This is a genomic window from Erythrobacter sp. JB2-19 (assembly GCF_057365005.1).
In genome coordinates this window covers 1-23,008 of record NZ_CP200290.1, presented here as the reverse complement: position 1 = coordinate 23,008, position 23,008 = coordinate 1, and the positions used below count along the sequence as shown (strand labels likewise).

The 23,008-nt window shown below is 57.8% G+C and carries 24 protein-coding genes; 11 read left to right on the top strand and 13 right to left on the bottom strand.

Annotated features, from left to right (window positions below; translation table 11 throughout):
- Window positions 1-97 precede the first annotated feature (97 nt).
- From AC0V6O_RS00120 to AC0V6O_RS00095, 6 genes are all read left to right on the top strand, one after another.
- The gene (locus tag AC0V6O_RS00120) at window positions 98-2,806 is read left to right on the top strand and encodes a helicase-related protein (protein WP_486140983.1); all 2,709 of its coding nucleotides are present in this window, start codon (window positions 98-100) and stop codon (window positions 2,804-2,806) included.
- Window positions 2,806-3,063, top strand: a complete 258-nt coding sequence (locus tag AC0V6O_RS00115) for a S4 domain-containing protein (protein WP_486140982.1) — start codon at window positions 2,806-2,808, stop codon at window positions 3,061-3,063. Before AC0V6O_RS00120 ends, AC0V6O_RS00115 begins: the two co-directional genes overlap by 1 nt.
- Window positions 3,064-3,110: 47 nt before the next feature.
- Window positions 3,111-3,449, top strand: coding sequence for a ferredoxin FdxA (fdxA, locus tag AC0V6O_RS00110; RefSeq protein ID WP_472640232.1), 339 nt, complete (start codon window positions 3,111-3,113; stop codon window positions 3,447-3,449).
- A 296-nt stretch (window positions 3,450-3,745) separates the two neighbouring features.
- Window positions 3,746-4,282 (top strand): CarD family transcriptional regulator, encoded by a 537-nt coding sequence (locus AC0V6O_RS00105; RefSeq protein ID WP_486140981.1) that lies wholly within the window; start codon window positions 3,746-3,748, stop codon window positions 4,280-4,282.
- Window positions 4,283-4,434: 152 nt separating this feature from the next.
- On the top strand, window positions 4,435-5,238 hold the full coding sequence (locus tag AC0V6O_RS00100; RefSeq protein WP_486140980.1) for a head GIN domain-containing protein: 804 nt from the start codon (window positions 4,435-4,437) through the stop codon (window positions 5,236-5,238).
- Between the two features lie 52 nt (window positions 5,239-5,290).
- Entirely contained in the window at window positions 5,291-5,635 is a 345-nt protein-coding gene (locus tag AC0V6O_RS00095) for a hypothetical protein (protein WP_486140979.1), read from the top strand.
- Here AC0V6O_RS00095 and AC0V6O_RS00090 read toward each other — a convergent pair.
- On the bottom strand, window positions 5,632-6,564 hold the full coding sequence (locus tag AC0V6O_RS00090) for an L-threonylcarbamoyladenylate synthase (RefSeq protein ID WP_486140978.1): 933 nt from the start codon (window positions 6,562-6,564) through the stop codon (window positions 5,632-5,634). The two genes, AC0V6O_RS00095 and AC0V6O_RS00090, sit on opposite strands and share 4 nt — an antisense overlap.
- Before the next feature lie 91 nt (window positions 6,565-6,655).
- On the opposite strand from AC0V6O_RS00090, the gene AC0V6O_RS00085 reads away from it, so the two are divergent.
- Entirely contained in the window at window positions 6,656-8,398 is a 1,743-nt protein-coding gene (locus AC0V6O_RS00085; RefSeq protein WP_486140977.1) for an acyl-CoA dehydrogenase family protein, read from the top strand.
- Window positions 8,399-8,471: 73 nt separating this feature from the next.
- On the opposite strand, the gene AC0V6O_RS00080 is transcribed toward AC0V6O_RS00085, so the two are convergent.
- Together AC0V6O_RS00080 and AC0V6O_RS00075 are read right to left on the bottom strand one after the other, a co-directional pair.
- On the bottom strand, window positions 8,472-9,581 hold the full coding sequence (locus AC0V6O_RS00080) for a PQQ-dependent sugar dehydrogenase (RefSeq protein ID WP_486140976.1): 1,110 nt from the start codon (window positions 9,579-9,581) through the stop codon (window positions 8,472-8,474).
- Window positions 9,508-9,954: a hypothetical protein gene (locus AC0V6O_RS00075; protein ID WP_486140975.1), complete on the bottom strand. Its 447-nt coding sequence runs from the start codon at window positions 9,952-9,954 to the stop codon at window positions 9,508-9,510. Before AC0V6O_RS00075 ends, AC0V6O_RS00080 begins: the two co-directional genes overlap by 74 nt.
- A gap of 66 nt (window positions 9,955-10,020) precedes the next feature.
- On the opposite strand from AC0V6O_RS00075, the gene AC0V6O_RS00070 reads away from it, so the two are divergent.
- Window positions 10,021-10,515, top strand: coding sequence for a GAF domain-containing protein (locus AC0V6O_RS00070; RefSeq protein ID WP_472640845.1), 495 nt, complete (start codon window positions 10,021-10,023; stop codon window positions 10,513-10,515).
- A 191-nt stretch (window positions 10,516-10,706) separates the two neighbouring features.
- Window positions 10,707-11,630, top strand: coding sequence for a glycine zipper 2TM domain-containing protein (locus AC0V6O_RS00065; protein WP_486140974.1), 924 nt, complete (start codon window positions 10,707-10,709; stop codon window positions 11,628-11,630).
- A 236-nt stretch (window positions 11,631-11,866) separates the two neighbouring features.
- Here the strand turns inward: AC0V6O_RS00065 and AC0V6O_RS00060 are convergent, their stop codons facing one another.
- The 10 genes from AC0V6O_RS00060 to hemE all read right to left on the bottom strand — a co-directional run bounded on the left by AC0V6O_RS00060 (window position 11,867) and on the right by hemE (window position 21,604).
- Complete coding sequence (locus AC0V6O_RS00060; RefSeq protein WP_486140973.1) at window positions 11,867-12,880, bottom strand: ParB/RepB/Spo0J family partition protein; 1,014 nt, start codon at window positions 12,878-12,880, stop codon at window positions 11,867-11,869.
- On the bottom strand, window positions 12,877-13,653 hold the full coding sequence (locus AC0V6O_RS00055) for a ParA family protein (protein WP_486140972.1): 777 nt from the start codon (window positions 13,651-13,653) through the stop codon (window positions 12,877-12,879). The genes AC0V6O_RS00060 and AC0V6O_RS00055 overlap by 4 nt, the downstream gene beginning before the upstream one ends.
- A gap of 130 nt (window positions 13,654-13,783) precedes the next feature.
- Complete coding sequence (gene rsmG / locus AC0V6O_RS00050) at window positions 13,784-14,425, bottom strand: 16S rRNA (guanine(527)-N(7))-methyltransferase RsmG (protein WP_486140971.1); 642 nt, start codon at window positions 14,423-14,425, stop codon at window positions 13,784-13,786.
- Window positions 14,422-16,287: a tRNA uridine-5-carboxymethylaminomethyl(34) synthesis enzyme MnmG gene (gene mnmG, locus AC0V6O_RS00045; protein ID WP_486140970.1), complete on the bottom strand. Its 1,866-nt coding sequence runs from the start codon at window positions 16,285-16,287 to the stop codon at window positions 14,422-14,424. Before mnmG ends, rsmG begins: the two co-directional genes overlap by 4 nt.
- Before the next feature lie 109 nt (window positions 16,288-16,396).
- Window positions 16,397-17,674 (bottom strand): tRNA uridine-5-carboxymethylaminomethyl(34) synthesis GTPase MnmE, encoded by a 1,278-nt coding sequence (gene mnmE, locus AC0V6O_RS00040; protein WP_486140969.1) that lies wholly within the window; start codon window positions 17,672-17,674, stop codon window positions 16,397-16,399.
- Window positions 17,675-17,711: 37 nt separating this feature from the next.
- A complete protein-coding gene (locus AC0V6O_RS00035) occupies window positions 17,712-17,987 on the bottom strand; it encodes a DUF6489 family protein (RefSeq protein WP_486140968.1) in 276 nt (91 codons plus the stop codon).
- A 168-nt stretch (window positions 17,988-18,155) separates the two neighbouring features.
- Complete coding sequence (locus AC0V6O_RS00030; RefSeq protein ID WP_486140967.1) at window positions 18,156-18,548, bottom strand: BLUF domain-containing protein; 393 nt, start codon at window positions 18,546-18,548, stop codon at window positions 18,156-18,158.
- A gap of 15 nt (window positions 18,549-18,563) precedes the next feature.
- Window positions 18,564-19,829 carry a transcription termination factor Rho gene (gene rho, locus AC0V6O_RS00025; protein WP_486137803.1) on the bottom strand — a complete coding sequence of 422 codons (1,266 nt, stop codon included), beginning with the start codon at window positions 19,827-19,829 and terminating at the stop codon, window positions 18,564-18,566.
- Window positions 19,830-20,101: 272 nt separating this feature from the next.
- Window positions 20,102-20,545 carry a CopD family protein gene (locus AC0V6O_RS00020; RefSeq protein ID WP_486140966.1) on the bottom strand — a complete coding sequence of 148 codons (444 nt, stop codon included), beginning with the start codon at window positions 20,543-20,545 and terminating at the stop codon, window positions 20,102-20,104.
- Window positions 20,546-20,587: 42 nt separating this feature from the next.
- Complete coding sequence (gene hemE / locus AC0V6O_RS00015) at window positions 20,588-21,604, bottom strand: uroporphyrinogen decarboxylase (RefSeq protein WP_486140965.1); 1,017 nt, start codon at window positions 21,602-21,604, stop codon at window positions 20,588-20,590.
- A gap of 384 nt (window positions 21,605-21,988) precedes the next feature.
- Here hemE and AC0V6O_RS00010 point away from each other — a divergent pair, with 384 nt between their 5' ends.
- Both AC0V6O_RS00010 and AC0V6O_RS00005 read left to right on the top strand, forming a co-directional pair.
- Window positions 21,989-22,834, top strand: a complete 846-nt coding sequence (locus AC0V6O_RS00010) for a pyruvate, water dikinase regulatory protein (RefSeq protein WP_486140964.1) — start codon at window positions 21,989-21,991, stop codon at window positions 22,832-22,834.
- On the top strand, window positions 22,831-23,008 hold a 178-nt coding region (locus tag AC0V6O_RS00005; protein ID WP_486145423.1), incomplete at its 3' end, for a Maf family protein. The genes AC0V6O_RS00010 and AC0V6O_RS00005, both read left to right, overlap by 4 nt.

The window sequence follows — 23,008 nt, the reverse complement described above, 5'->3', positions numbered from 1 at the left end:
CAAAGGACTCGCCCAAGCGGTGACTTGTGGAGAACCTGTCCAAGGGATTACCCGCGGGACATTGCAGCAGGCCGATCGCGGTGACACAAGCGGAAATGTGACTGCCCAACACTCTTGGAACCCCAGCCAAAATCACAGCGATAGCCGCGTTCGAGCGGTGCTAGGGCCGACCAATACTGGCAAGACGCATTTGGCGATTGAGCGGATGTGCGCCCATTCCAGCGGGATGATGGGCTTTCCGCTGCGGTTGCTGGCGCGGGAGGTTTATGATCGGGTGCGCGCGATCAAGGGCGATGCGCAAGTCGCGCTGATTACGGGTGAAGAGCGGATTGAGCCGGAAAACGCACGCTATTTCTGCTGCACGATGGAGGCGATGAACCGCACCGGAGGCAATCACGCCTTTGTCGCCATTGACGAGGCTCAGATCGGTGCGGATCCGGAGCGCGGCCATATCTTCACCGACCGGCTGATCAATGCACGCGGCCGCGAAGAGACGATGATCCTGGGCTCTGCCACGCTGGAGCCAATCATCAAACAGCTGATCCCGCGCGCTGAGTTGGTCGAACGCCCACGTTTCTCCACCCTCACCCATGCAGGCCAAACCAAACTATCGCGCCTGCCCCCGCGCAGTGCGATCGTCGCCTTCTCTGTCGAGCAAGTTTACGCGATGGCGGAAATGCTCCGCCGATTCAGAGGCGGTGCAGCGGTGGTAATGGGCGCACTATCCCCGCAAACCCGCAATAAGCAGGTCGAGCTGTTCCAGAATGGCGAAGTTGACTACATCGTCGCCACCGATGCGATTGGCATGGGCCTCAACCTCGATCTGCATCATGTGGCCTTCGCCGCGCTGAGCAAGTTTGATGGCCGCCGCAAACGCCGCCTCACTCCGGCAGAGATGGCGCAGATCGCCGGGCGGGCGGGTAGGCACCAGACCGATGGCAGTTTCGGCACCCTTGCCGGGGGCGGCACCCGCAATGGCGCCCCGCTCGAATTCGCTGAGGAAGAGATTTACGCGATTGAGGAACATCAGTTCGCGCCGCTTACCAAGCTGTTCTGGCGCGAGGCGGAGCCACGCTTTGACAGCATTGGCACTTTGATCGGAGATCTGGAGAGCAAGCCTCAAAGTGATGTTTTGCAGGCAGCGCCCAGGGCGATTGACATCGCTGTTTTGAAACGTCTGGCCGAGGATAATCTGGATCGCACTGTTCGCGGCAGCGGGCAGGTCCGGCGGTTTTGGGAAGCGTGCTGTCTTCCTGATTTTCGGCAAATCGGCCCCGACAATCATGCCCGTTTCGTCGCGCGGCTCTGGCAAGATATGGCCGATGGCTATATCGGCGCAGACTTTGTTGCGGCGCGGATCGCAGAGCTGGACCGCACGCAGGGTGATATTGATACACTGCAAGGTAGGATCGCTGCGATTCGATCCTGGGCCTATATTTGCCAGCGCCCCGATTGGGTGCTGGCGCGAGATGAGATGGCTGCGCGCGCCCGCGCGGTCGAAGCAAAATTATCGGATGCGCTGCATGGGCGGCTCACCGAGAGGTTCGTCAATCGGAGGACGACAATACTTATGAAGTCGCTGGGACAGGATGCCAATGCATTGCCAGTTACGCTGGAGCCCGATGGGCAAATGTGCGTTGAGGGCGAGCCGATTGGTCGGCTCGATGGGTTTCGCTTTGTAGTCGACCCCAATGCGACCGTGGCGGACCGGAAAATGCTGCTCGCTGCTGGCGAGAAAGCACTACCGACTATCTTGACCCAGCGGGCCAATTGGCTGCTGGCCGAGGGGCTTGGCGAATTGGAATTGTCACGCGGTGCGATCCGCTGGCAAGATCGCACTTTGGCCGAGATCAGCTTTTCAGCGAACTCTGGCCCAGAGGATTTTGCGGCGCCGCGCCTGTTATTGGCGCGCGATATCTCGACCTTGCCAGAGGTACCGAGGACCGCATTGAAAGCAGGTCTGACTCAATGGCTGACAGGGCAGCTAGAACCGCTTGAGCCATTGCGCAAGCTGGCCGAGGCGGCGCGTGACCCAGAGGCTGGATCGCAAGCGCGCGCTCTGCTGCATATTCTGATCGATGCACGTGGCGTGGTGACCCGTGAAAGGGCCGGGCTGGAACATCTGCCTAAAGAAATGCGTCCGTTCCTGCGCAAGTTGGGCATTACTTTTGGCGCGCTCGACATTTTCGCCGCGCCTTTGCTGAAACCGGCCCCGCGGCAATTGTTGCACGCGCTGGGTGTCGACAAACGTCCGCTTAATCCTGCCATGCTGCCGGTCATCCCCGAGGCAAAGGGCCTGCCTGCAGGATATCGTCCAGCCGGCAGTCAGGCGATCCGGGTTGATCTGGCGGAGAAGATTTTCCGCGCCGCCTTTGATGCGCGCGGCAAGGCTCAGGAAAAGGCGGGCAAGCAGCGCAATCTGAAGTTTGGGCTTGATCTGGCGCTGCCGGTCTCGATTGGTCTTGAGGAAGACAACGCCCGCCGCCTGCTGAGCGCTGCTGGATTTAGAGTGCAACGCGCCCGTGCGCTGGCCGAGGGTGCATTTGGCCCGCCCGCGCCGGACAGCTGGACCTGGCGGCCCAAGCGCGCTGGAGAGGACAATCCGCGCCGACGCCGCCCCACCGCCAAAAACAAAGGTGCTGGCGCAGACCACAAGCACGCAGGCGGCAAGAACAAGGGCGCGAAGCACAGCAAGGTGGGCAAAGGCCCACCCCTGGGACGGTCGCAAAACCGCAGCAAAAAGCCCGACACTGGCCCGGCCAAAGCCAGCGGTGCCTTCGATGCTTTGGCGGATCTCTTGCGCTAATGCGGCTCGACCGCTTGCTGGTCTATCTCAGATTCGCGCGGACCCGATCGCGCGCGCAAAAGATGATCGCAAGCCGCTCTTTACGCTGCAATAGAAAGCATGTGATGCGCCCTAGCGAAGATGTTGTAGCAGGCGATGTGCTGACTTTAGCAATCGGTAATGAAGTGCGCGTAGTTGAGATCATATCGCTGCCAAAGCGGCGCGGATCACCCGACGAAGCACGCACGCACTACCGCGAGCTTGACCGCGCTGGGTAAAGCGCACTAGCAGCGCTCGAAACGGTATCGAAAGAAAGCCTTACCTCATGACTTACGTCGTCACCGACGCCTGTATCAAATGCAAATACACCGATTGTGTCGAAGTGTGCCCGGTCGATTGCTTCTATGAAGGCGACAACATGCTGGTGATCAATCCCAGCGAGTGCATTGATTGCGGGGTGTGTGAACCAGAATGCCCAGCAGAGGCGATTCTGCCCGATACCGAAGACGGCCTAGAAAAATGGCTGGAGCTCAACACCAAGCTGTCCGCTGAATGGCCTAACATCACGAGCCAGAAGGAAGCACCCGCAGACGCCGATGATTTCAAAGGCGTTGAAGGCAAGTTTGAGAAGTACTTTAGCGAGGCACCGGGCGAAGGCGATTAAGGCTTGAACATCGGCCATAGCCAGAGCGTAACGAATATCCTGCCAGGACGTCCGTTCCCACCATTAGAAACGCTGACAGGCGACCAATAGAGTTGCGATTCGCAATTTTGTTGCGGTTGTGCTATATAATTGTTCAACCGCGCTGGTTGGTCCCGGCGCCGGGTCGAAAAACAGGAAGGTTTCAGACCAGTAGCAACAGATCCGGCAATGTTTTGGACGGCGTTTGCACATCGCAGCGCCGCTGAAAGACATGTCGGCTACTTGCAATTGAACTGAGCCAATTGAAAGGAATTCGCATGGCAAGCAATGTGCCTGCTTTTACCGTTGGCGACTATGTCGTTTACCCCAAACACGGCGTTGGCCGCGTGATCGAACTTCAGAACGAAGAGATCGCCGGCATGCAGCTCGAACTGTATGTGCTGCGCTTCGAAAAAGAGCGGATGACCCTGCGGGTGCCCACCAATAAGGTCGAAGCGATCGGTATGCGCAAGCTGTCGAGCGACAAGACTTTGAAAGAAGCGATGGAAACGCTCAAGGGCAAACCAAAGGTCAAGCGCACCATGTGGTCGCGCCGCGCACAAGAATACGAAGCGAAGATCAATTCTGGCGAAATCGTGCTGATCGCTGAGGTTACCCGCGATCTGTTCCGTCCTGAAGATCAGCCAGAGCAGAGCTATTCTGAGCGGCAGATTTTTGAAGCCGCCTCCAGCCGTCTGGCACGCGAACTGGCCGCGATGGAAGAGACCGACGAGCCAACCGCGCTTGAGAAAATTCTCGATGTGCTGCGCGAACACGCGCCGCAATATTACGACAATCCGGAAGAGGAGGGCTAAGCCCCCTTATATTGGACCGTTTCAAAGGGGCTGCCTATCGTAGGCGGCCCCTTTTTCATTTGCGCAGCAGAATCCAAGCCAGTGCTTGAACCTTCGTATCTAGTGTATTATATGACTAATACGCCATTCAAATACTCCTGGAGGATCCCCCAATGCTGACATCCACTTCGAAACGCATCGCACCCGTCGCTGCCCTGTTGCTGGGGTTCGGACTCTCAGGCTGTGAAGTGGACATCAATATCGGCGGCGGTGACGGCGTACCATTGGCCGACCTCGAGATGAGCGGTGCGGCGCCTGATACGCTCTCCATTGCCGGACCGGACAAGGTCATCATCACCGAAGGGGAAACGCTCGACATCACGGTCGAGGGTGACGAAGAGGCGACCGAAACTTTGCGCTTCGAACTCGATGGCAGCGATCTGTCCATTTACCGCGAAGATGGCTGGGACAACGGCGGTTCGACAACCGTTCGCATCACCATGCCTGCACCGCGCGACATCAATATCGGCGGCAGCGGCAATGTCGAAACCCCGGTTATGGCTGATAGCGCATCAATCAACATCGGCGGCTCCGGCAGTGTGACTGTTGCACAGTTCGATGCCAGCCGGCTGGACGTAAACATTGGCGGATCTGGCACGGTAAACGGCGCGGGCTCAGCGAACCGGTTGGAAGTGGTCATCGGCGGCAACGGCAACGTAAACCTCGATGATCTAACAACCGAACGCGCCGAAGTGACGATTGGTGGATCAGGCGATGTAGCCTTCTCTTCTGATGGCACGGTCGAGGCTACGATTGCGGGATCAGGCGATATCAACGTGTTCGGTAGCGCCCAGTGCGAACTCAACGCAGTGGGATCAGGCGACCTCAATTGCGCGCCACGCTCCAATGCAGTACCGGCCGCAGACGAACCAGAAACAGAAACAGAAACACCGCAAGACGAGGCAGACGAGAGCTAATCCGGCGCCACTCTCACTTGCCAAGCGGCAGGATGCGCGCGACAAGCACGGTATGCGCGCCTCCCACCCTGCCTCAACCCTGGCTCTCACCCTTGTTTCAAGCATCGCTTTGAGCGGCTGTCTTGCCCGCACTGCGCTCGACGTAGTGACGGCGCCGGTAAAGGTGGCCGGCAAGGCCGCGGATGTTGCGACCACCAGCCAATCCGAGGCTGACGAGAACCGCGGGCGCGAAATTCGCCGCCGCGAGGAACAGCTCGGCAAGCTTGAGCGCAAATACGACAAGCAGATCGAGGAATGCCGCGAAGGCGATGATGCAGCCTGCGATGAGGCTCAAGCGACCTATGCCGAAATGCAGGAAATCCTGCCCAGCGTCCCACTGGAGCCGGAAGACGATTAGTCCGGCGGAGTTGCTGCTCTGCGCAATCTGTCGTTGATCGCAATGCCAATGCTATCCTCTGGGATAGGCGCAACTGCGATGCGCGGCTTTTCCGACGCCGCGCCTATATGCAAGCAGCCATAGAGGCGGGAAGCGGCTTCGGCCAGATCGCCCGCTGCCGACAAAGTGCAATCGCCAGGCACATCACCGTACCCGATCAAAAACTCACCAGTCTCGGCGTGATGAGCGTTCAGCCGCACTGGTTTGCCCGGCGCGTAATGGCTGGCCAGCTGACCAGGGGCTTCAACACCACTCACATTCGCGCGATGCGCGCCTCCTAATACCACAGGGCCGGGCCGCAATTCTTCCAAGCTACCATCGCCGCGAACAGCGACAATTGTCGACTCAACACCCGCCTGCGTTGGCCCGCCATCCAGCACCAGATCAATTCGGCCATCCAGCGAGGCAAGCACATGGCGCGCGGTGGTGGGGCTAATAAACCCGCTGCGATTGGCCGAGGGTGCGGCAAGCGGGAAATCCACAGCCTCCAGCAAGGCCCGCATCACAGGATGCGCAGGCGCGCGGACCGCAACCGTCGGCAGGTCTGCCGTCACTGCGCCAGCGAGCTTTGCCTCTGGCCTGCAGGGCAAAACTAAGGTTAGCGGGCCGGGCCAATACTGCTCGGCAAGCGACCATGCCGCATCTGACAACTTGGCCAGCATGCCCACCTGCACTGCGTCTCGCACATGCACGATCAGCGGGTTGAAATCCGGCCGTCCCTTGGCAGCGTAAATCTTCGCCACGGCCTCTGCGCTATCCGCCCTCGCCGCGAGCCCATAAACCGTCTCTGTCGGCACTGCGACAAGCCCGCCCGATTCGAGAATCGCCGCCGCGCGAGCGATGCCCAGCGCATCAGCATCCAGCACTTCCGTAAGGTTCTTGTCGCTCATGCCATCTGCGCTATATTCAAGCGCAAGCGCTGCCAAGAGGCAGGCGGCCTCCAGCCGAGAAATGCACCCAATCAAAGGACGACCCACGCCCGTGACCCCTTACACGCCCCCTACCCAAGACCAATTGCTCGCCATCCGAGTGAATGCCGGGATCGAAGAGCTGGCGCAAAGCGAGCGCTTTGCCAGTGCAGAGGCCGATTTGGTCGAGGCGATTGTCGATGGCGTGGGCCAGTTTGCTGCGGGTGAGTTCGCACCGCTCAACCGTGTGGGCGACCTTGAGGGAGCAAAGCTGGAAAATGGCGCGGTGCGTCTGCCAGAGGGATTTGAGCCCGCCTACGGCGCCTATGTCGAGCAAGGCTGGAACGCGATCGCCTCGCCCGAGGAGTTTGGCGGCCAAGGCCTGCCCTTTACGTTGTCTTGCAATGTGCTGGAAAACCTCGGGTCCGCCAATATGGCCTTCACCCTGCTGCCGATGTTGTCTGTCGGCGCGATTGAGGCAATCGGCCACCATGGCAGCAAGGATCAGCAGGCAAAGTACATGCCCGATCTGGTCAGCGGCAAATGGTCCGGCACCATGAACCTCACCGAACCAGGCGCGGGCAGCGATGTGGGTGCGCTGCGCTCCACCGCAGAGCCTATCACAGAGGGTGAACAGGCCGGGAAGTACAAGATAGCAGGCCAAAAGATCTACATCACCTGGGGTGAGCACGATCTGGCCGAGAACATCATCCACCTGGTGCTCGCAAGACTGCCCGATGCGCCAGAGGGCTCACGCGGCATCTCGCTGTTCCTCGTCCCCAAATACCACGTCAATGACGACGGATCGCTGGGTAATCGCAATGATGTGCGCTGCGTAAGTCTCGAACATAAGCTCGGCATCAATGCCTCCCCCACCTGCGTGATGAGCTATGGCGACAATGGCGAGTGCATTGGAGAGCTGGTCGGCGCGGAGAACCGCGGTCTGATGGCCATGTTCACGATGATGAACAATGCGCGGATCAACGTCGGCAACCAGGGCGCACAAATCGCTGAGCGTGCGACCCAGCAAGCGATTGCTTATGCGATGGACCGGGTCCAATCGGCCCGCGCTGGCTCGCCAGACAAAACCCCGGTTGCGATTATCGAGCATCCCGACGTGCGGCGCATGATCCTGCGCATGAAAGCCCTAACCGAAGGGGTTCGCGCTCTGCTCTATTACTGCGCCGGCCAAGTGGATCGCGGCACGATCGGCGATGAAGCCGCTGGTGAGCGCGCCGAAGTGCTGGTCCCGCTGGTCAAAGCCTGGGGCACCGACATCGGCGTCGAGGTGTCAGGCATCGGTATTCAAGTGCATGGCGGTATGGGCTTCGTTGAGGAAACCGGCGCGGCGCAGCATTGGCGCGATTCCAAAATTGCCCCGATCTATGAGGGCACCAACGGCATTCAGGCCGCCGATCTGGTAACGCGCAAGCTTGGCATGTCCGGCGGCGAAACAGTGATTGGCCTGTTTGAAGAGATCGCCCGAGACGCGAGCGACGAAGCAGGTCTTGCCGGTCTTGCCGGCGATTGCGCGAATATCGCCCGCTGGATGCGTGATGAGGCAAGCCTGGATGATCGCTTGGCTGGCAGCGCCGCGTTCTGCACTATGGCGGCCGTGGCAGTCGCAGGGTGGCAAATGCTGCACCAGGTGCGCGCGGTGGCCGAAGGGGCCGCACCTGCTTTGGCAGAGACCAAGCCGGTGACAACGCGCTTCTTCCTCGACCATATCGTCTCAGAAGCCGCCGGGCTAAAGGCCAGCGCAATCAGCGGCTCAGACCTGCTCTACGCCCTGAGCGCAGACAAGCTCGCAAGCTAAACGGAGCGGAAAGAACGCGCAGCGATGTTGCGCCACGCGACTTTTGCATGAGACCCAGGCCTAGGGCGAGGCGCTATTCCGCAGGCTGGATGCGTGCAAAGTCATCCTCGCCAAAGCTGGCCGTGGGATTGCCGCTTAGCTCTCGCTGTGGTCGCAAGCGCTCACCTTCCAAACGTCCAATCGCGGCACCCGCTTCCGCACCGGGGGCAATGGCGCGCCAAATGATCCCTGCGGTATCGTCGGACACCAGCAAAGAGCCATCCCCGCCCCATTCAACCCAAGTCGGGCGGCCCTTTGTTGTGCCGTCCTCATTCAGGAAGCCGGTAAGCACAGGCACCGGCTTACCGTTAGGATTGCCGCGTTCATCAAAGGCGACATAGACCACGTCATAGCCAGACGGCGGCTTTCGGTTCCATGAGCCATGCCGCGCGATGAAAGCACCGCTGGCAAAGCCATTGCCCATGCGGTGACCTTCCTTGGTGAAGACGAGACCCAGCGCGGCGACATGAGGCCCAAGCGCATATTCAGGGTAACGCGCATATTCCATGAGATAGGCTGGCATAGGCGCCTCGACCCGGCGATCGATATTGGTGCGATAATACAGCCACGGCCAGCCATATTGCGCGCCCACGGGTACATTCGTCAGATAGTCAGGAACCAGGTCAGAGCCGAGCATGTCGCGTTCATTCACCGTGGTCCACAGCTCGCCCGACCATGGGCTAAAGTCCAGCCCGTTGGGGTTGCGCAGACCGACGGCAAACTGGCGCTGACGCCCAGCCGTCAGATCATATTCCCAGATCATCGCCCGGCCTTCTTCGACCTCCATCCCACTTTCGCCGATATTGCTGACCGAACCGACAGCGACATAGAGACGGTTGCCGTCCGGATGCAGCTCCATATTGCGCATCCAGTGCCCGCCGCCCGGTGCCAGATCCATCAGCTTTGTCGGTTCGCCTGTTACGGCTTCCGCCCCCAGTTCATAGGGAAACGCCAGCACGGCATTGTGATTGGCAACATAGAGCGCGCCATCGTTCCAGCTCATCCCGGACGGGGAATCGAGCCCAGCGGACAGGATGACGACCTGCTTTTCAGCGACACCGTCACCGTCTTCATCGCGCAGCAGAACGATTTGGTTGGGCAGAATCGCCAGCAGCGCCCGCTTCTGAGAACAGATATTCTGCAACAAAGCTGCGGATGCTGGCCATAATGCCACCATCGCCATCATCCTTTGCCTTCGGTGACCGAGTCAAAGTGACCAGCACATCGCCATTCGGCAGACCGTACAGCACGCGTGGGTGGTCCAGACCTTCGGCAAATCGCGTCACGGTCAGTCCTTCAGCAGCCACCGGCAAGGCGCCCTCTTCCCAGCCAACCGGCTTTGCGATCTGCACCGTAGGGAAGCTCTCCGGATCAGGCTCTCCCAAGGTTGGGTCCGTCCCCGCAACCTCGTCAACCGACAGATCCGCCGTGTCACCGCGGGTCAAAAAGAAACCGGCAATGCCCAGGATCACAAGCAGGACAATAAAAGCGATGAGAATTTTACGAATAATAGCCATAGGTCCCCGCGATATAAGAGGCATGGCCTTGCGGCAATGGGGGAAGCGATTAGACAGCCTATCGCCATGTATGATTTCAAACCTGATGAAACCCTCGCGCCCGCCGAACTTTATCGGCAATTGGCCGATGCCGCCGACGCCCTTACTGCCGGAGAGAACGATAGCATTGCCAATATGGCGAATGTCGCGGCGCTGATCTGGGAATTTGTGCCCCGGCTCAATTGGGCAGGTTTTTACCGCGTGGTTCGAAACGGGACGGAAAAAGAGCTGGTGCTTGGGCCCTTTGTCGGCCGCCCTGCATGTATTCGCATTCCTTTTGGCCAAGGTGTGTGCGGTGCAGCCGCTGCAACTGGGGAAACTCAGTTGGTTGAGGACGTCCACGCCTTCCCTGGGCATATTGCCTGCGATGCCGCCAGCCAATCCGAAGTTGTCGTGCCCGTGATGCGCGATGGTGAGGTTATTGCAGTGATCGATTGCGACAGCCCGGAGGCAGCGCGCTTCACCAAAGAGGATGCAAGCGGGTTAGAGGCCCTTGCCGCGTTGCTAGAGAATCGAATTTAGCCCTAAGTCAGCTAAACTTACTGGTCAACCGCAGCAGTTCCACCTTTAATCGCCCCGAAAAGAGACAGTTCTCCTGTTTGGCTGGTTTGGTCTGTTAGTTGATAGTAGCTAACAATTTGCCATGGGTTCAGCGTGCGAATCGCACGATATCGTGCCTCATGATCGCTCTATAAGCACAGGGGAAACTTTTGATGTCGACACTCCATTTCGCGCTTCGCAGCCTCAGCGTACCGGTCGCCGGGCTGGCTTTGGCCAGCGCCGCACCTGCTTTCGCACAGGCAGAGGTGGTGATGACCGAGGGAGAGATTCAATCGCTCCCGGCGGACCTTCAAACCGCTCCGGCCCCAACGTCAGAGACTTCCATTGCTCCAGCGCAAACCGGCGGCCGGACCTTGGGTGAGACCGAAGAAGTCATCATCGGCGAAGACGGGGTCGAAACTGTCATCCGCACACGGTACATCACACCGCGCACGGCGACACGCTCGATCCCGCCTACGGATAGTGGTTTTGGTCAACCCGCGCCCGTGCAATATTACCCAGTGTCTCAGCCAGTGGTGTTTGAACGTGAACAATGGCTCGCAGAATGCCGCCGCCGCACTGACGGCCGCGATGGCAAGGAAAAGGGCGGCATTATTGGCGGCCTACTCGGCGCAATCACCGGCGGCATTATTGGCAACCGGGTATCAAGCGGTGAGCGTTTGGCTGGCACTTTGATCGGTGCGGGTACAGGCGGCTTGGCCGGCCTGGCGATTGGCACCTTGATCGGCGACGGCGATGATGACGATCGTTATGATTGCGAGGCAGCACTCAACGATTATCTGCAAAATAGCACTGGATTGGTTGCCGCACCGCCTCAACGTTTTGCCAGCAGGACCATTGCTGCACCTGCTTATGGCTATGGCGGCTGCAATTGCTACCAAGCGCAACCCGTACAGCAAACTGTTCTAGTTCCCGTTCAAACCACGCAGCGGCAACGGGTGATCGTTCGCGAAACTGTGCGCGAGGAATTTGTGCCAGAGCCAGTGCGTGAACGGACAATTCCTGAGCCTCGCATGATCAAGCAGCCAACACGGGTCTTGCCAGCGCCGCGTCCAATCAAAATGATCAAGAACTAGGTTGGGTCGGCGGATCTAGTCGCCGTCATATCTTGATACAGCAGCATGCGGGACTCTCAGCGAGTCTCGCGTGCTTTGCTATGCGCTTCCCGTGAGCAAGATACCATTCAACCCGGCGCACTAGATGAGCGCAGTTGCGCGGCGCAACTTTCTACAGGCGAGAAGTGCAAAGCTGCGAAAACTTTAAATCACTGATTTAGATATGGGATATCTTGTGCAACGGATATCTGAGAAACCTAGATGTCGCCGCCCGTTAGCCTCTGACACACCAGATCCAACTGATCGAGCGTCCGATAGCGGATAGTAACTGCACCAGAACGCGGATCCGCATCGGCCTTAATCCGGACGGTCAGACCCAGAAATTCCTCCAGATGACGCTGCACCGCTTCGATATCGGCGTCATTCGCGGGGTCGCGTCCACCCACCTGAGTTTTCGGAGCCTTCGTCGCGACTTTCCCAGCAACCTTGCGAACCATGCGCTCAATCTCACGCACAGACAGATTATCGTTCACCGCCTGTTGAGCGAGGCTCGCCGCATTCTCCTGCCCAATGAGCGCGCGCGCATGCCCCATCGACAGTCTGCCACCCTCTACTAGATCGAGCACTGCGCCAGGAAGGCCCAAAAGCCGCTGAAAATTCGCAACATGGCTGCGTGATTTATCGACCATGCGGGCAATTTCGGCCTGGGTCATACCCTCAGTATCAGCAAGGCGTTGATAAGCGCGCGCCTCCTCGACTGGGTTGAGGTCTTCACGCTGAATATTCTCGATCAGAGCCAGCGCCATCACTTCGCGGTCATTCAGTTCACGAACAAGCGCAGGGATCTCATGCAAGCGCGCCTTCTGCGCGGCCCGCCAACGACGTTCACCCGCAACCAATTGATAACGGCCCTCGCCGCGCGGCCGAACGATGATCGGCTGAATAACACCGCGTGCCGCGATCGATGCAGCCAGTTCTGCAAGCGCGGCATCATCAAAATGTTTGCGTGGTTGCCCTGGCAAGGGGCTAATCGAGGCAATTGGTAGAGCCGCAAGGCCAGAGACTGGCTTCGCATTTCCACTTTTCATCACTTTATCAGAGCCTTGCGCAATATCGCTACGGACAAGCGGCTCTTCACGCTGAGTTTCGCCCAACAGCGCTCCGAGGCCCTTACCGAGCTTCTTCTTACGATCACCAGGTGCACGATGCGGTACAGAGAATTCGATCTTCTCGCCAGATTGGTTCGCGTTCGGTTTCACAGTGCGGCTCATGCGGCTTTCCTTTCTGGCGGGAATCGTCCGATTAGTTCTCGAGCTAGCGCGATGTACGCCCGGCTGCCCGTGCAGGAATGGTCATAGACAAGCGCTGGTAACCCGTGGCTTGGCGCCTCGGATAAGCGAACGTTGCGAGGGATGACGGTCTCAAACACCAAATTGCCGAGGCAATCTCGCACGTCATCAGCAACTTGATCGGTCAAGCGGTTACGACGGTCAAACATTGTGAGCGCAACACCAATAATACCTAAATCAGGGTTGAAGCGCTGCTGAATCCGTTCCACCGTCTGCAGCAATTGGCTGAGACCTTCGAGCGCGAAGAATTCGCATTGCAACGGAACAAGCAGAGTGTCAGCCGCGCACAAGGCATTGAGTGTCAGCAGACCCAGAGACGGCGGGCAGTCAATGAAGCAAATGTCGTGCTCCCTGTGATGAGCCAACGCCGCTTTTAGCCGCCCAGTCCGCTCTTCGACAGAAACCAGCTCGACCTCGGCGCCGCTCAAATCCACCGTCGCCGGAACCAGATCGAGACCAGGAATGCTGGTCGGCACCACCGCATCTTCCAAAGCAATCTCATCAACCAAGAGGTCATAGCTCGACAGGCCGCGATCATTCGCATCGACACCCATGCCAGTCGATGCATTGCCTTGAGGATCGAGATCAATCAGCAGCGTCCGCCATCCCGTTGCCGCCATCGCTGTTGCAATATTGATGGCAGTGGTCGTCTTCCCGACCCCTCCCTTCTGGTTTGCAATTGCGATTGTCAGCATCTTAACGCGTTCCTTAACTCGTGCTTGAACCAGCAAACTCTAAGCACAAAAACCCCTAATTGCGGGGCGTTTGCGCTCAAGTGAGTCTAAAATCGCCGCAAACGAAACCATTCGACGCGGTAATCTCAATTCACAAACTGACGATGATACCTGCGTCGCGATCGGTCAATGATTGTTCCACGTGGAACTTCCGCCGATTGCGAGCTTTTAGTCCGGCCAACTCATCTGATGCGGACCGGCCCTTCGGCAGAACGTAGCGTGTGTTCGCGGTGCAAAACGGTTGTGAAAGGCGCAGGAGCTTATCGAGCGGCGCGAAGGCGCGTGCCGTTATCACATTGACTGGAAATGGTTTTATCTTCTCCAGACGCTCACCCACCACTCGGCATCGCTTGAGGTCGAGCTCGGTCACCACACGCTCCAGAAACTCAACGCGGCGTGCCCGTGATTCGACCAGAACTATTGGGATGTTAGGTAGCAAGCTAGCCAAAATTATCCCCGGAAAGCCTGCGCCTGTTCCTAAATCGAGCCATGGCACACCTGTGCGATCTTCACGTGTTTCACGTGAAACATGTTGTAGGAGCTGAACGCTGTCAGCAATATGCCGTTGCCATAGCTGACCTTCAGAGGGCTTCGATATCAAGTTTTGTTGTTTGTTTTCAGTGAGAAGCAGCGTGGAAAAACGCTCTAGCCGCTTGATTGCCGTAGCGTCAGCCCACTCGCTAACATAAGCGCGTGCCTGCTCCTCTGTCTCAATGATATTCGGTTCGCTCATGCCGCAGTTTGCCAGCGACGCGCATAAACCAACAAAGCCGATAGAGCCGCTGGGGTCACCCCCGGCACACGGCCCGCAGCAGCTAAGGTTGGCGGGCTGGCAGACGTCAGCCGCTCGATCATCTCCGATGAGAGCCCCGGAACCGCGCCAAACGGAAAGTCCTCTGCTAGCGCCAGATTCTCACTTGCACGAAGGTCTCTTAGCTCCGCCTCTTGACGGGCGAGATAAGGCTCATACGCCGCATCCTCGGCCATCTCATCAGCAAGGTCGGTGTTGGCGTAAAGCGCCTCGGCAAGTTCGGTGTCTACCCAAGGCATCAGGTCAGCAAATTCGACGCCGTCATGCCTTAGCCATTCCGAGATGGGCTTTTCACCACCATCACGCCGGACAGGTAGGTCTGCCTCAGCCAGATCTTTGGAATGAAGCTTTTGCGCAAACAGGGGCGCCAAAACTGTCCGCGCAGCCTCCCGATGCTCAAACCATTTTGAGCGCTCATCTGACACGCACCCTGCTTCGACACCCAGCTTCGTTAAACGCGTCGAAGCGTTGTTGGCCCGCAGGCGAAGGCGGTACTCAGCACGTGAGGTGAGCATTCGGTACGGCTCGCTCACCCCTTGGAGACTGAGGTCATCTATCATTACCGCGATATAGGAATTGGCGCGGTCCAGAACTGGTGCCTGGCGGTCGGTCTCTGCAGCGGCGGCATTTAGGCCGGCAATCAAACCCTGCGCGGCGGCTTCTTCATAGCCGGTAGTCCCATTGATCTGCCCTGCACAATAGAGGCCAGGGATCGCTCGCAGCTGAAGGTCAGGCGTAAGTGCACGTGGATCAATATGGTCATATTCCACCGCGTAGCCAGGCTCGACGATCTCCGCTTTCGACAGCCCAGCCATCGCGCGAACCATATCGTGCTGAACATCCACCGGCAGGGATGTGCTGATCCCGTTTGGATAGACCAAATGAGTGTTCAGCCCCTCCGGCTCTAGGAACACCTGATGCCCGTCGCGATCACCAAAGCGGTGGATCTTATCTTCGATCGAAGGGCAATAGCGTGGACCGGCTGCATCGATCGCGCCCGAAAACAACGGGGAGCGGTGCAGGTTTGCGCGAATAGCATCATGCGCTGCCTCCGTAGTCCGAGTGATCGCGCAGAAGACCTGAGGATTTGCTCGCCTTTCGGTGAGCGCGGACATCGTCCAACTCTCATAATCGGAGGCTTGCTCTGGCAGGGCAGCCCAATCAATTGTGCGCCCATCTATCCGCGGGGGCGTACCCGTCTTGAGCCGCGCCATTGGCAGATCGGCTCGGCGCAATTGCTCCGCCAAACGCTGAGCGGAGTTCTCGCCAATGCGCCCGCCAGTAAAGCGCTCTTCGCCGCGAAACAAAGTGCCGCCCAGAAAGGTGCCGGTGCAGAGGATGACGCGCGGCGCATCCAGTGCTGTACCATCAGCAAGCTCTAACCCAGCAACACGACCGCTCTCGAGGCGAAGTGCAGCAGCCTCCCCCGCGATCAGCGTTAGATTCGCCTGCGCCCTAACAATCCGCTGGACTTCGGCTTTGAACAGCACGCGGTCGGCTTGAACGCGAGGTCCCCAGACGGCGCTACCCTTAGAACGGTTGAGCATACGATAATGGATTGCTCCGGCGTCTGCCGCTCGGCCAATCACACCGTCGAGCGCATCGACTTCCCGAACCAAATGCCCCTTCCCCAGCCCGCCAATCGCCGGATTGCAGCTCATTGCCCCAATAGCGCCCAGATCGAAGCTCACCAGTCCAGTGCGCGCGCCCATGCGGGCCGCCCCACAGGCAGCCTCCACACCGGCGTGACCGCCGCCAATAACCAGGACATCAAAGTTATGCATGCTGCGCCAGATAGGGCTTCACGCGGCTTGGGTCAAAGCTGTTTCACGTGGAACACCGCTCGAATTGGGTGGTTTGTGCGCTGCACCTCTCGATCACGAGAGGCTTTTCCTATTTCCCGATGCAGAAACGCCCAAACAGCGCATCCAGCATATCCTCCGTGGTTGTACGGCCGATGAGGCGATCAAACGCACCTCGAGCCTGTCTAAGCTCCTCAGCACACAGCAAGGGATCACCTTGATCAATCGCTCCGCGCAATGCCTGAGCGGCATCCGACAGGACCGCGTGTTGCCTCGCGTTAAGCGCCGCCTCGCCGGGTTTCGGCAAAGCCGCCCGCGCCGCCTCAACCAAGCCCTGCTTCAGCTCATCGACGCCCGCACCTTTGGTGGCTGATAATATGTAATCCGCAGAAGGTTTCGCCTGATAATCGGGCGCATCACTCTTGGCCGCCACTTCCCATGCCCTTTCCGGCCCCCCACCCTCTGGTCCAAGCCACAGAACAGTATCTGCGCGCGCAAATTGTTCACGGGCGCGGTCGATACCGATCCGCTCGATTGTATCCTCGCTCTCATCACGAAGGCCTGCCGTATCGACGAAACTAAAAGGGACGCTCGCAATGGCCACATTGCGCTCAATCAGATCGCGCGTGGTGCCCGCGATATCTGATGTGATCGCCGCCTCGCTTTCAATCAGAGCATTAAACAAGGTTGATTTGCCAGAATTAGGCGGACCGGCGAGCACCACTCGGTAACCCTCCCCCAGTTTCTCGGCTCGCGGGCGGCTCAGCCATTCCTCCAGCTCTTGCGACAACATCCTGATACCTTCGGCAAATTGCGGGGGCAATTCTGACACATCGTCTTCATCCGAAAAGTCGAGCGCCGCCTCCAATTGCGCGGAAAGCCGCAAAACAGCGGTGCGCCATGCCTCAACCTGAGTAGAAAAAGCCCCTCCTGCCATCTGGATGGCGGCGGCCCTCTGCAGCTCCGTCTCTGCGCTAAGCAGCTCACTAAGCCCCTCCGCTTCAGCGAGGTCAATTCGGCCATTGGCAAAAGCGCGCCGAGTGAATTCCCCGGCCTCTGCCGCACGAAGGCCCGAAATCGCCTCTAAAGCCCTTAAAACAGCAGCCAAGACCGCCCGGCCCCCATGGCAATGCAATTCCACAAGATCTTCGCCGGTCGCCGTCGCTGGGCCAGGGAACCACAAAACCAGTGCCTGATCCAACGTATCCCCGTCGGCATCTCGTAACGTCGTAAGTGACGCGCGACGCGCAGTGAAGTCTCGCCCAGCCAGTTTACGCAGCGCAGATCCGGCCTCAGAACCGCTGATCCTGATGATACCAATAGCAGCGGGAGGTGCGCCGCTGGAAATCGCAAAGATGGTGTCACTCATTCAATGCGGACCCAATTACAGTATTGAATTCAATATTTTAATCGTCAGGTTTGTCTTTTTTGGAGCGTGATGATCCACTCATCGCCCCTGCCCGCATCCCGTTCTCAACAAAGTTCTGAAACATCTTCAACCCCATCTGACCCATAGGCGCCAAGGCTTGTGCATATTCCTGCAACTGATCCGGGCTGCTCACGCCCTTCATCGCTTTGGTGATGTTATCAACGTAAGCATTGTTGGCTTCGGTCACATCGGGCAAGCCCATGAAGCTGCGCGCCTCCTCTGGCGTGCAATCAATCTCAATATTGACCTTCATCGGGTGCTCTCTCCATCCTTGCGGGCTGATCGCCCAAGCATTTGCGCTCTGCGTTTTGCAATGTAGCATTTGGCTTAGCATTGGCGAAGCGCAATGAGTCGTATCAGTCGGCAACTACGCAGTTTAGGAAAAGGTTATTCCAGCCCACCTAGTGAACGAAGCCCATACCTAGTTCAAAACCGCAAAATTCACGATTAATTTGCGTATCTCGGACTCCAAACCATCTGGAAGGTCTGCCTCCAGCAAACGTTGACGCTCTTCAACCGGTTCTGCCACTAAAATACGCTTCATCGCCCAGTCCGAACACGCCCGCTCAGCAATATTGCGCCGATCAAGCAAAGATAGGCCAGAATGGCGCGGATCATAGGAAATCCGCAGCATAAGCTCGACGAGTTCGGCCTCTTCCCCTTCAAGTAACTGAAGGAAGTTGCGTCCGTTATAGAGCAATAAGCCCGTTACCCCGCGACTGGGATTGTTGCGAATGCTGCTGCTGAGGATCGATTCCACTTCCTCTCGCGAGAGGCTCGGCGCCGTGCTGATATAGAGATATTGCCTCAGCATATCGCCAGCCAGCGCTTACTGGTTCATCGTTTCGAAGAAATCTTCGTTGGTCTTGGAATCCTTCATCTTGTCGAGCAGGAACTCCATCGCATCAACCGTGCCCATTTGCATCAGGATCCGGCGCAGCACCCACATTTTGGAGAGCTTGTCCTTCTCAACCAGCAACTCCTCCTTACGAGTGCCCGATTTACCAACATCCAGTGCTGGGAAGATGCGTTTGTCAGCCACCTTGCGATCCAGCACGATTTCAGAGTTACCCGTACCCTTGAATTCTTCGAAGATAACCTCGTCCATCCGGCTACCTGTGTCGATCAGCGCGGTTGCAATGATGGACAGCGAGCCGCCCTCTTCAATGTTACGCGCGGCGCCAAAGAAGCGCTTAGGGCGCTGCAGAGCATTGGCGTCCACGCCGCCGGTCAGAACCTTGCCAGAGCTAGGCACAACCGTGTTGTAGGCCCGGCCAAGGCGTGTGATTGAATCCAGCAGGATGACTACATCATTTTTGTGCTCGACCAGGCGTTTTGCCTTTTCGATAACCATTTCAGCAACTTGAACGTGCCGATTGGCAGGCTCATCAAAGGTTGAAGAGATAACCTCACCCTTAACGCTGCGCTGCATATCGGTGACTTCTTCCGGGCGTTCATCCACCAGTAGCACCAAAAGATGCACCTCAGGATGATTGTCGGTGATCGCTTTTGCAATGTTTTGCAGTAAAACCGTCTTACCCGTGCGCGGCGGCGCAACGATCAATGCACGCTGGCCTTTGCCCTGAGGTGAGATGATATCGATCACCCGAGCGGACTTGTCTTTAACGGTAGGGTCGGCCTGGTCCAACGTCAGTTTTTCATCTGGATAAAGCGGGGTAAGGTTATCGAAATTGGTGCGCATCCGCACCTTTTCCGGGCCTTCGAAATTCACGCTGGTGAGATCGGTCAGCGCGAAATAGCGCTCGCCCTCCTTCGGTGCGCGGATTTGCCCCTCGACAGTGTCGCCAGTGCGCAACCCCCATTTGCGAATTTGGTTGGGCGAGACGTAGATATCGCCTGGGCCAGCGAGATAATTGGCCTCTGGCGAGCGCAGAAAGCCGAAGCCATCCTGCAGCACTTCGATCGTGCCAATACCCATGATATCTTCGTTGTATTCTTCATCCTCGGCCAGCTCGCGCAAGATGCTGAACAGCAGGTCTTGCCGGCGCATGGTAGAGGCACTTTCAACGCCCAATTCTTCGGCCATCTGGACGAGTTCAGCAGGGGTTTTCAGTTTTAAGTCTTTAAGATGCATAGTAATTTACGTTCCGTCTTCGAGATGACCGGCGGGTCAGTGCCTCTTTTTCAAAAAGAGGTGCCAGATCGCTGGTTTGCGAGCAGGCTTGGGCTTGGAGAAAGCAGACCTGATAACGCCATTGTCACGCCATCAAAGCCGGATTGATGAATTGCAAAATATGAGAGCCGCGCGCTCAGGTCAATTGCCGAATTGCCGCTCGGCTGAGAAAGGCGAGGTGTAACGCACCGGATAAGTCTGAGGAAAACCTGATATCGCGACATTAGCCGCGTTTAGAATGGTCGCGTATAAACTAGCACCACGACCAGTACGAGGATCAGACCGGGCACCTCGCCGAATATGCGCAATTGCCTTTCGGTCAGCGGCCGCTCACCCCGCGTCATCTTTTTCGTCTGAGCAACCAACCAGCCGTGATAGCCCGTGAGCGCAAGCACCAGCGCCAGTTTTACGTGGAACCAGCCCTGCGTGAATGCACCGGTGGAATAGGCCAAAGTCAAACCCAAAACCCAAACGATTATGAGACTGGGCGTCATGATGATCTTGCGCAGCTTTCCCATGCGCTCCGCCCATTTCGCCTCACCTTCAGAGCCGCTGGTGTGATCAAGAATATAAATACATTGGCGCGACAACATGAAGAGCCCCGCCACCCAGAACACCATGAAAATCACATGGCCTGCTTTGAGCCACACATACATCAACGAAAGAGGATCCTGCATAGGGTCTGTGTAGGGAGACTTGGCGTGAATTTCATCCCCTGATCAGCCCCGAATGGTCTCAAGCAGGATTTCGACATGCTCGATCGGGGTAAACTGGCCAATGCCGTGCCCCAGATTGAAGACATGCGGACGCTCGGCGAAAGCGCGAAGGATCAGTTTTGCTCGGGCGCTCACGGCATCGCCGCCCGCCTCCAGCAGCAAAGGATCAAAATTGCCCTGCACCGGCATGCCATCGGGCAACACCAAATGGACCCAGTCTGGATCAAGCGTTTCGTCCATCCCGATCGCATCGACCCCGGTTTCGCGCGCATAACTGGGCAGTTTCGCGCCCGCGCCCTTGGGAAACCCAATGATTGGAGTGCCTGGATGCGACTGCTTCACCGCTGCAACGATCTTTGCATTGGGCGCGATAACCCAGCGCTCAAATTCATCTGGCGCAAGACTGCCCGCCCAGCTGTCAAACAATTGCACTGCCTCCGCCCCGGCGTCGATCTGGCCGCGCAAATAGCCGATGGTCACGTCCACAATCGCATCCAAGATTGCCTGCATCCGGGCTGGATCGCGATACGCTAACAAGCGCGCTTTGCCCTGGTCTTTGCTGCCCTCGCCAGCGATCATGTAGGTCGCGACCGTCCATGGGCTGCCTGCAAAACCCAGCATGGTCACTTCTTCGCTGATCATGCCGCGCGTTAGCCGTACCGTCTCATAAATGGGATCAAACCGCTCCGGCGCTGCGGTGAAATCCTCAAGCTTCGCCTCCAGCAAAGTGGGACTGAGCTTAGGGCCCTCGCCTGCAAGAAACGCAAGGCCTTGGCCCATGGCATGTGGCACGATGAGAATATCAGAAAACAGGATCGCTCCATCAAAGCCGAACCGGCGAATGGGTTGAACCGTGATCTCAGCTGCCGCCTCGCTGTCGTATACGAGCTCAAGGAAGCCACCCTTTTCGGCCCGTAACTCCCTATATTCGGGTAAATACCTACCGGCCTGTCGCATTAGCCAAATGGGAGCCTTTTCCTGTTTGGTTCCCTTAAGAGTATCGAGCAAGATGCCCGGCATAGATCGGTTCCAATCAATAAATATATATATTTATATAAGGTTTGTAGGAGTTTGTTGGCCCTGTGGAAATCGGGAATTACCGGCCTCTGCCTGATTTCTCCGGCTCTGAACAGACCCAAAGGTGAACGCGAATCTAGGTGTTCATGTGGTCAAGCCATTCTTATCCCCGCTCTCCCCAGCCTGTCTAAAACCATTGTCCCATGTCGACAAACACGCGGCTCCAATGCCTGCCTCTGGGCATGAATCCGATCCCCGATCTTGTCGACCGGTTTCTCCCGTGGTTTATACCAATGTCTATCAACATGCTCGCGCCGATGATAAAGCACACTGGCTAAACAGCATGAAATTGGCAAATCGCCGCCCAAGGATCAAACACCACACGCTATGAACCGGCTGAATCTGCATCTTGTATCGGATTCCACCGGCGAAACCTTGGAAATGATCGCTAAGGCAGCCCTGGCGCAGTTTGATAATCCCGAGGTAAACCGGCATTTTTGGCCGATGGTGCGCTCGCGCCAGCATCTTGACCGGATTGTGCCCGATCTGGCTGCTAATCCTGGCCTGGTGCTGTTCACTCTGGTCAATCCCGATACTCGCGCCCGGCTGGAGGAGCATTGCCGACAGCTCGGTTTGCCAGCGGTTCCCGTGCTGGATGGTGTTACAGCAGCATTAGAGGCGCAATTGGGCGAAGAAGCTCATGGTCGCCCGGGGCGCCAACATTTGATGGACGAGGCCTATTTCAAGCGGGTCGAGGCGATCCAGTTTACCATTGCGCATGACGACGGCATTGGCTGGGAAAATTGGGAAGAGGCCGACATTGTCTTGGCCGGGGTTTCGCGCAGCTCAAAGACACCAACCAGCATCTATCTCGCCAATCGCGGCTATAGGGTCGCGAATATCCCGCTGGTGGTGGAAAGTCCCCCACCCAAGGCTCTGTTTGGCTTGCGGCATCCACTGGTTGTTGGCCTTACCACTGCGCCAGAGCGCCTGGTCCAAATTCGCCGCAACCGCCTGCTGTCGCTCAATGAGGGCACTGAGACCTCCTATGTTGACGGTGACCGGGTGAAGGATGAACTGCAATTTGCGCGCCGGATGTTTGCCGACAATGGCTGGCCGGTGATTGACGTGACGCGCCGTTCGATTGAGGAAAGCGCGGCGGCGATTATTCGCCTAGTGCAAGAGCGCCAGCGCCGTGACCGGCCAGTTGATGGGACGTCCAAGCCGATATGAGTGCCACCAGCCCGAAATTGATATTGGCCTCTAAATCGGCCTCTCGCCGCGCGATGCTCGATGCAGCTAGAGTACCCTACGAAGCGCGTCCCGCTGCGATTGATGAGCGAGCGCTTGAAGAGGAAATGGCGGGCTCTGCTCCGCATGAGATTGCCGAAGCGCTGGCGGTCGCGA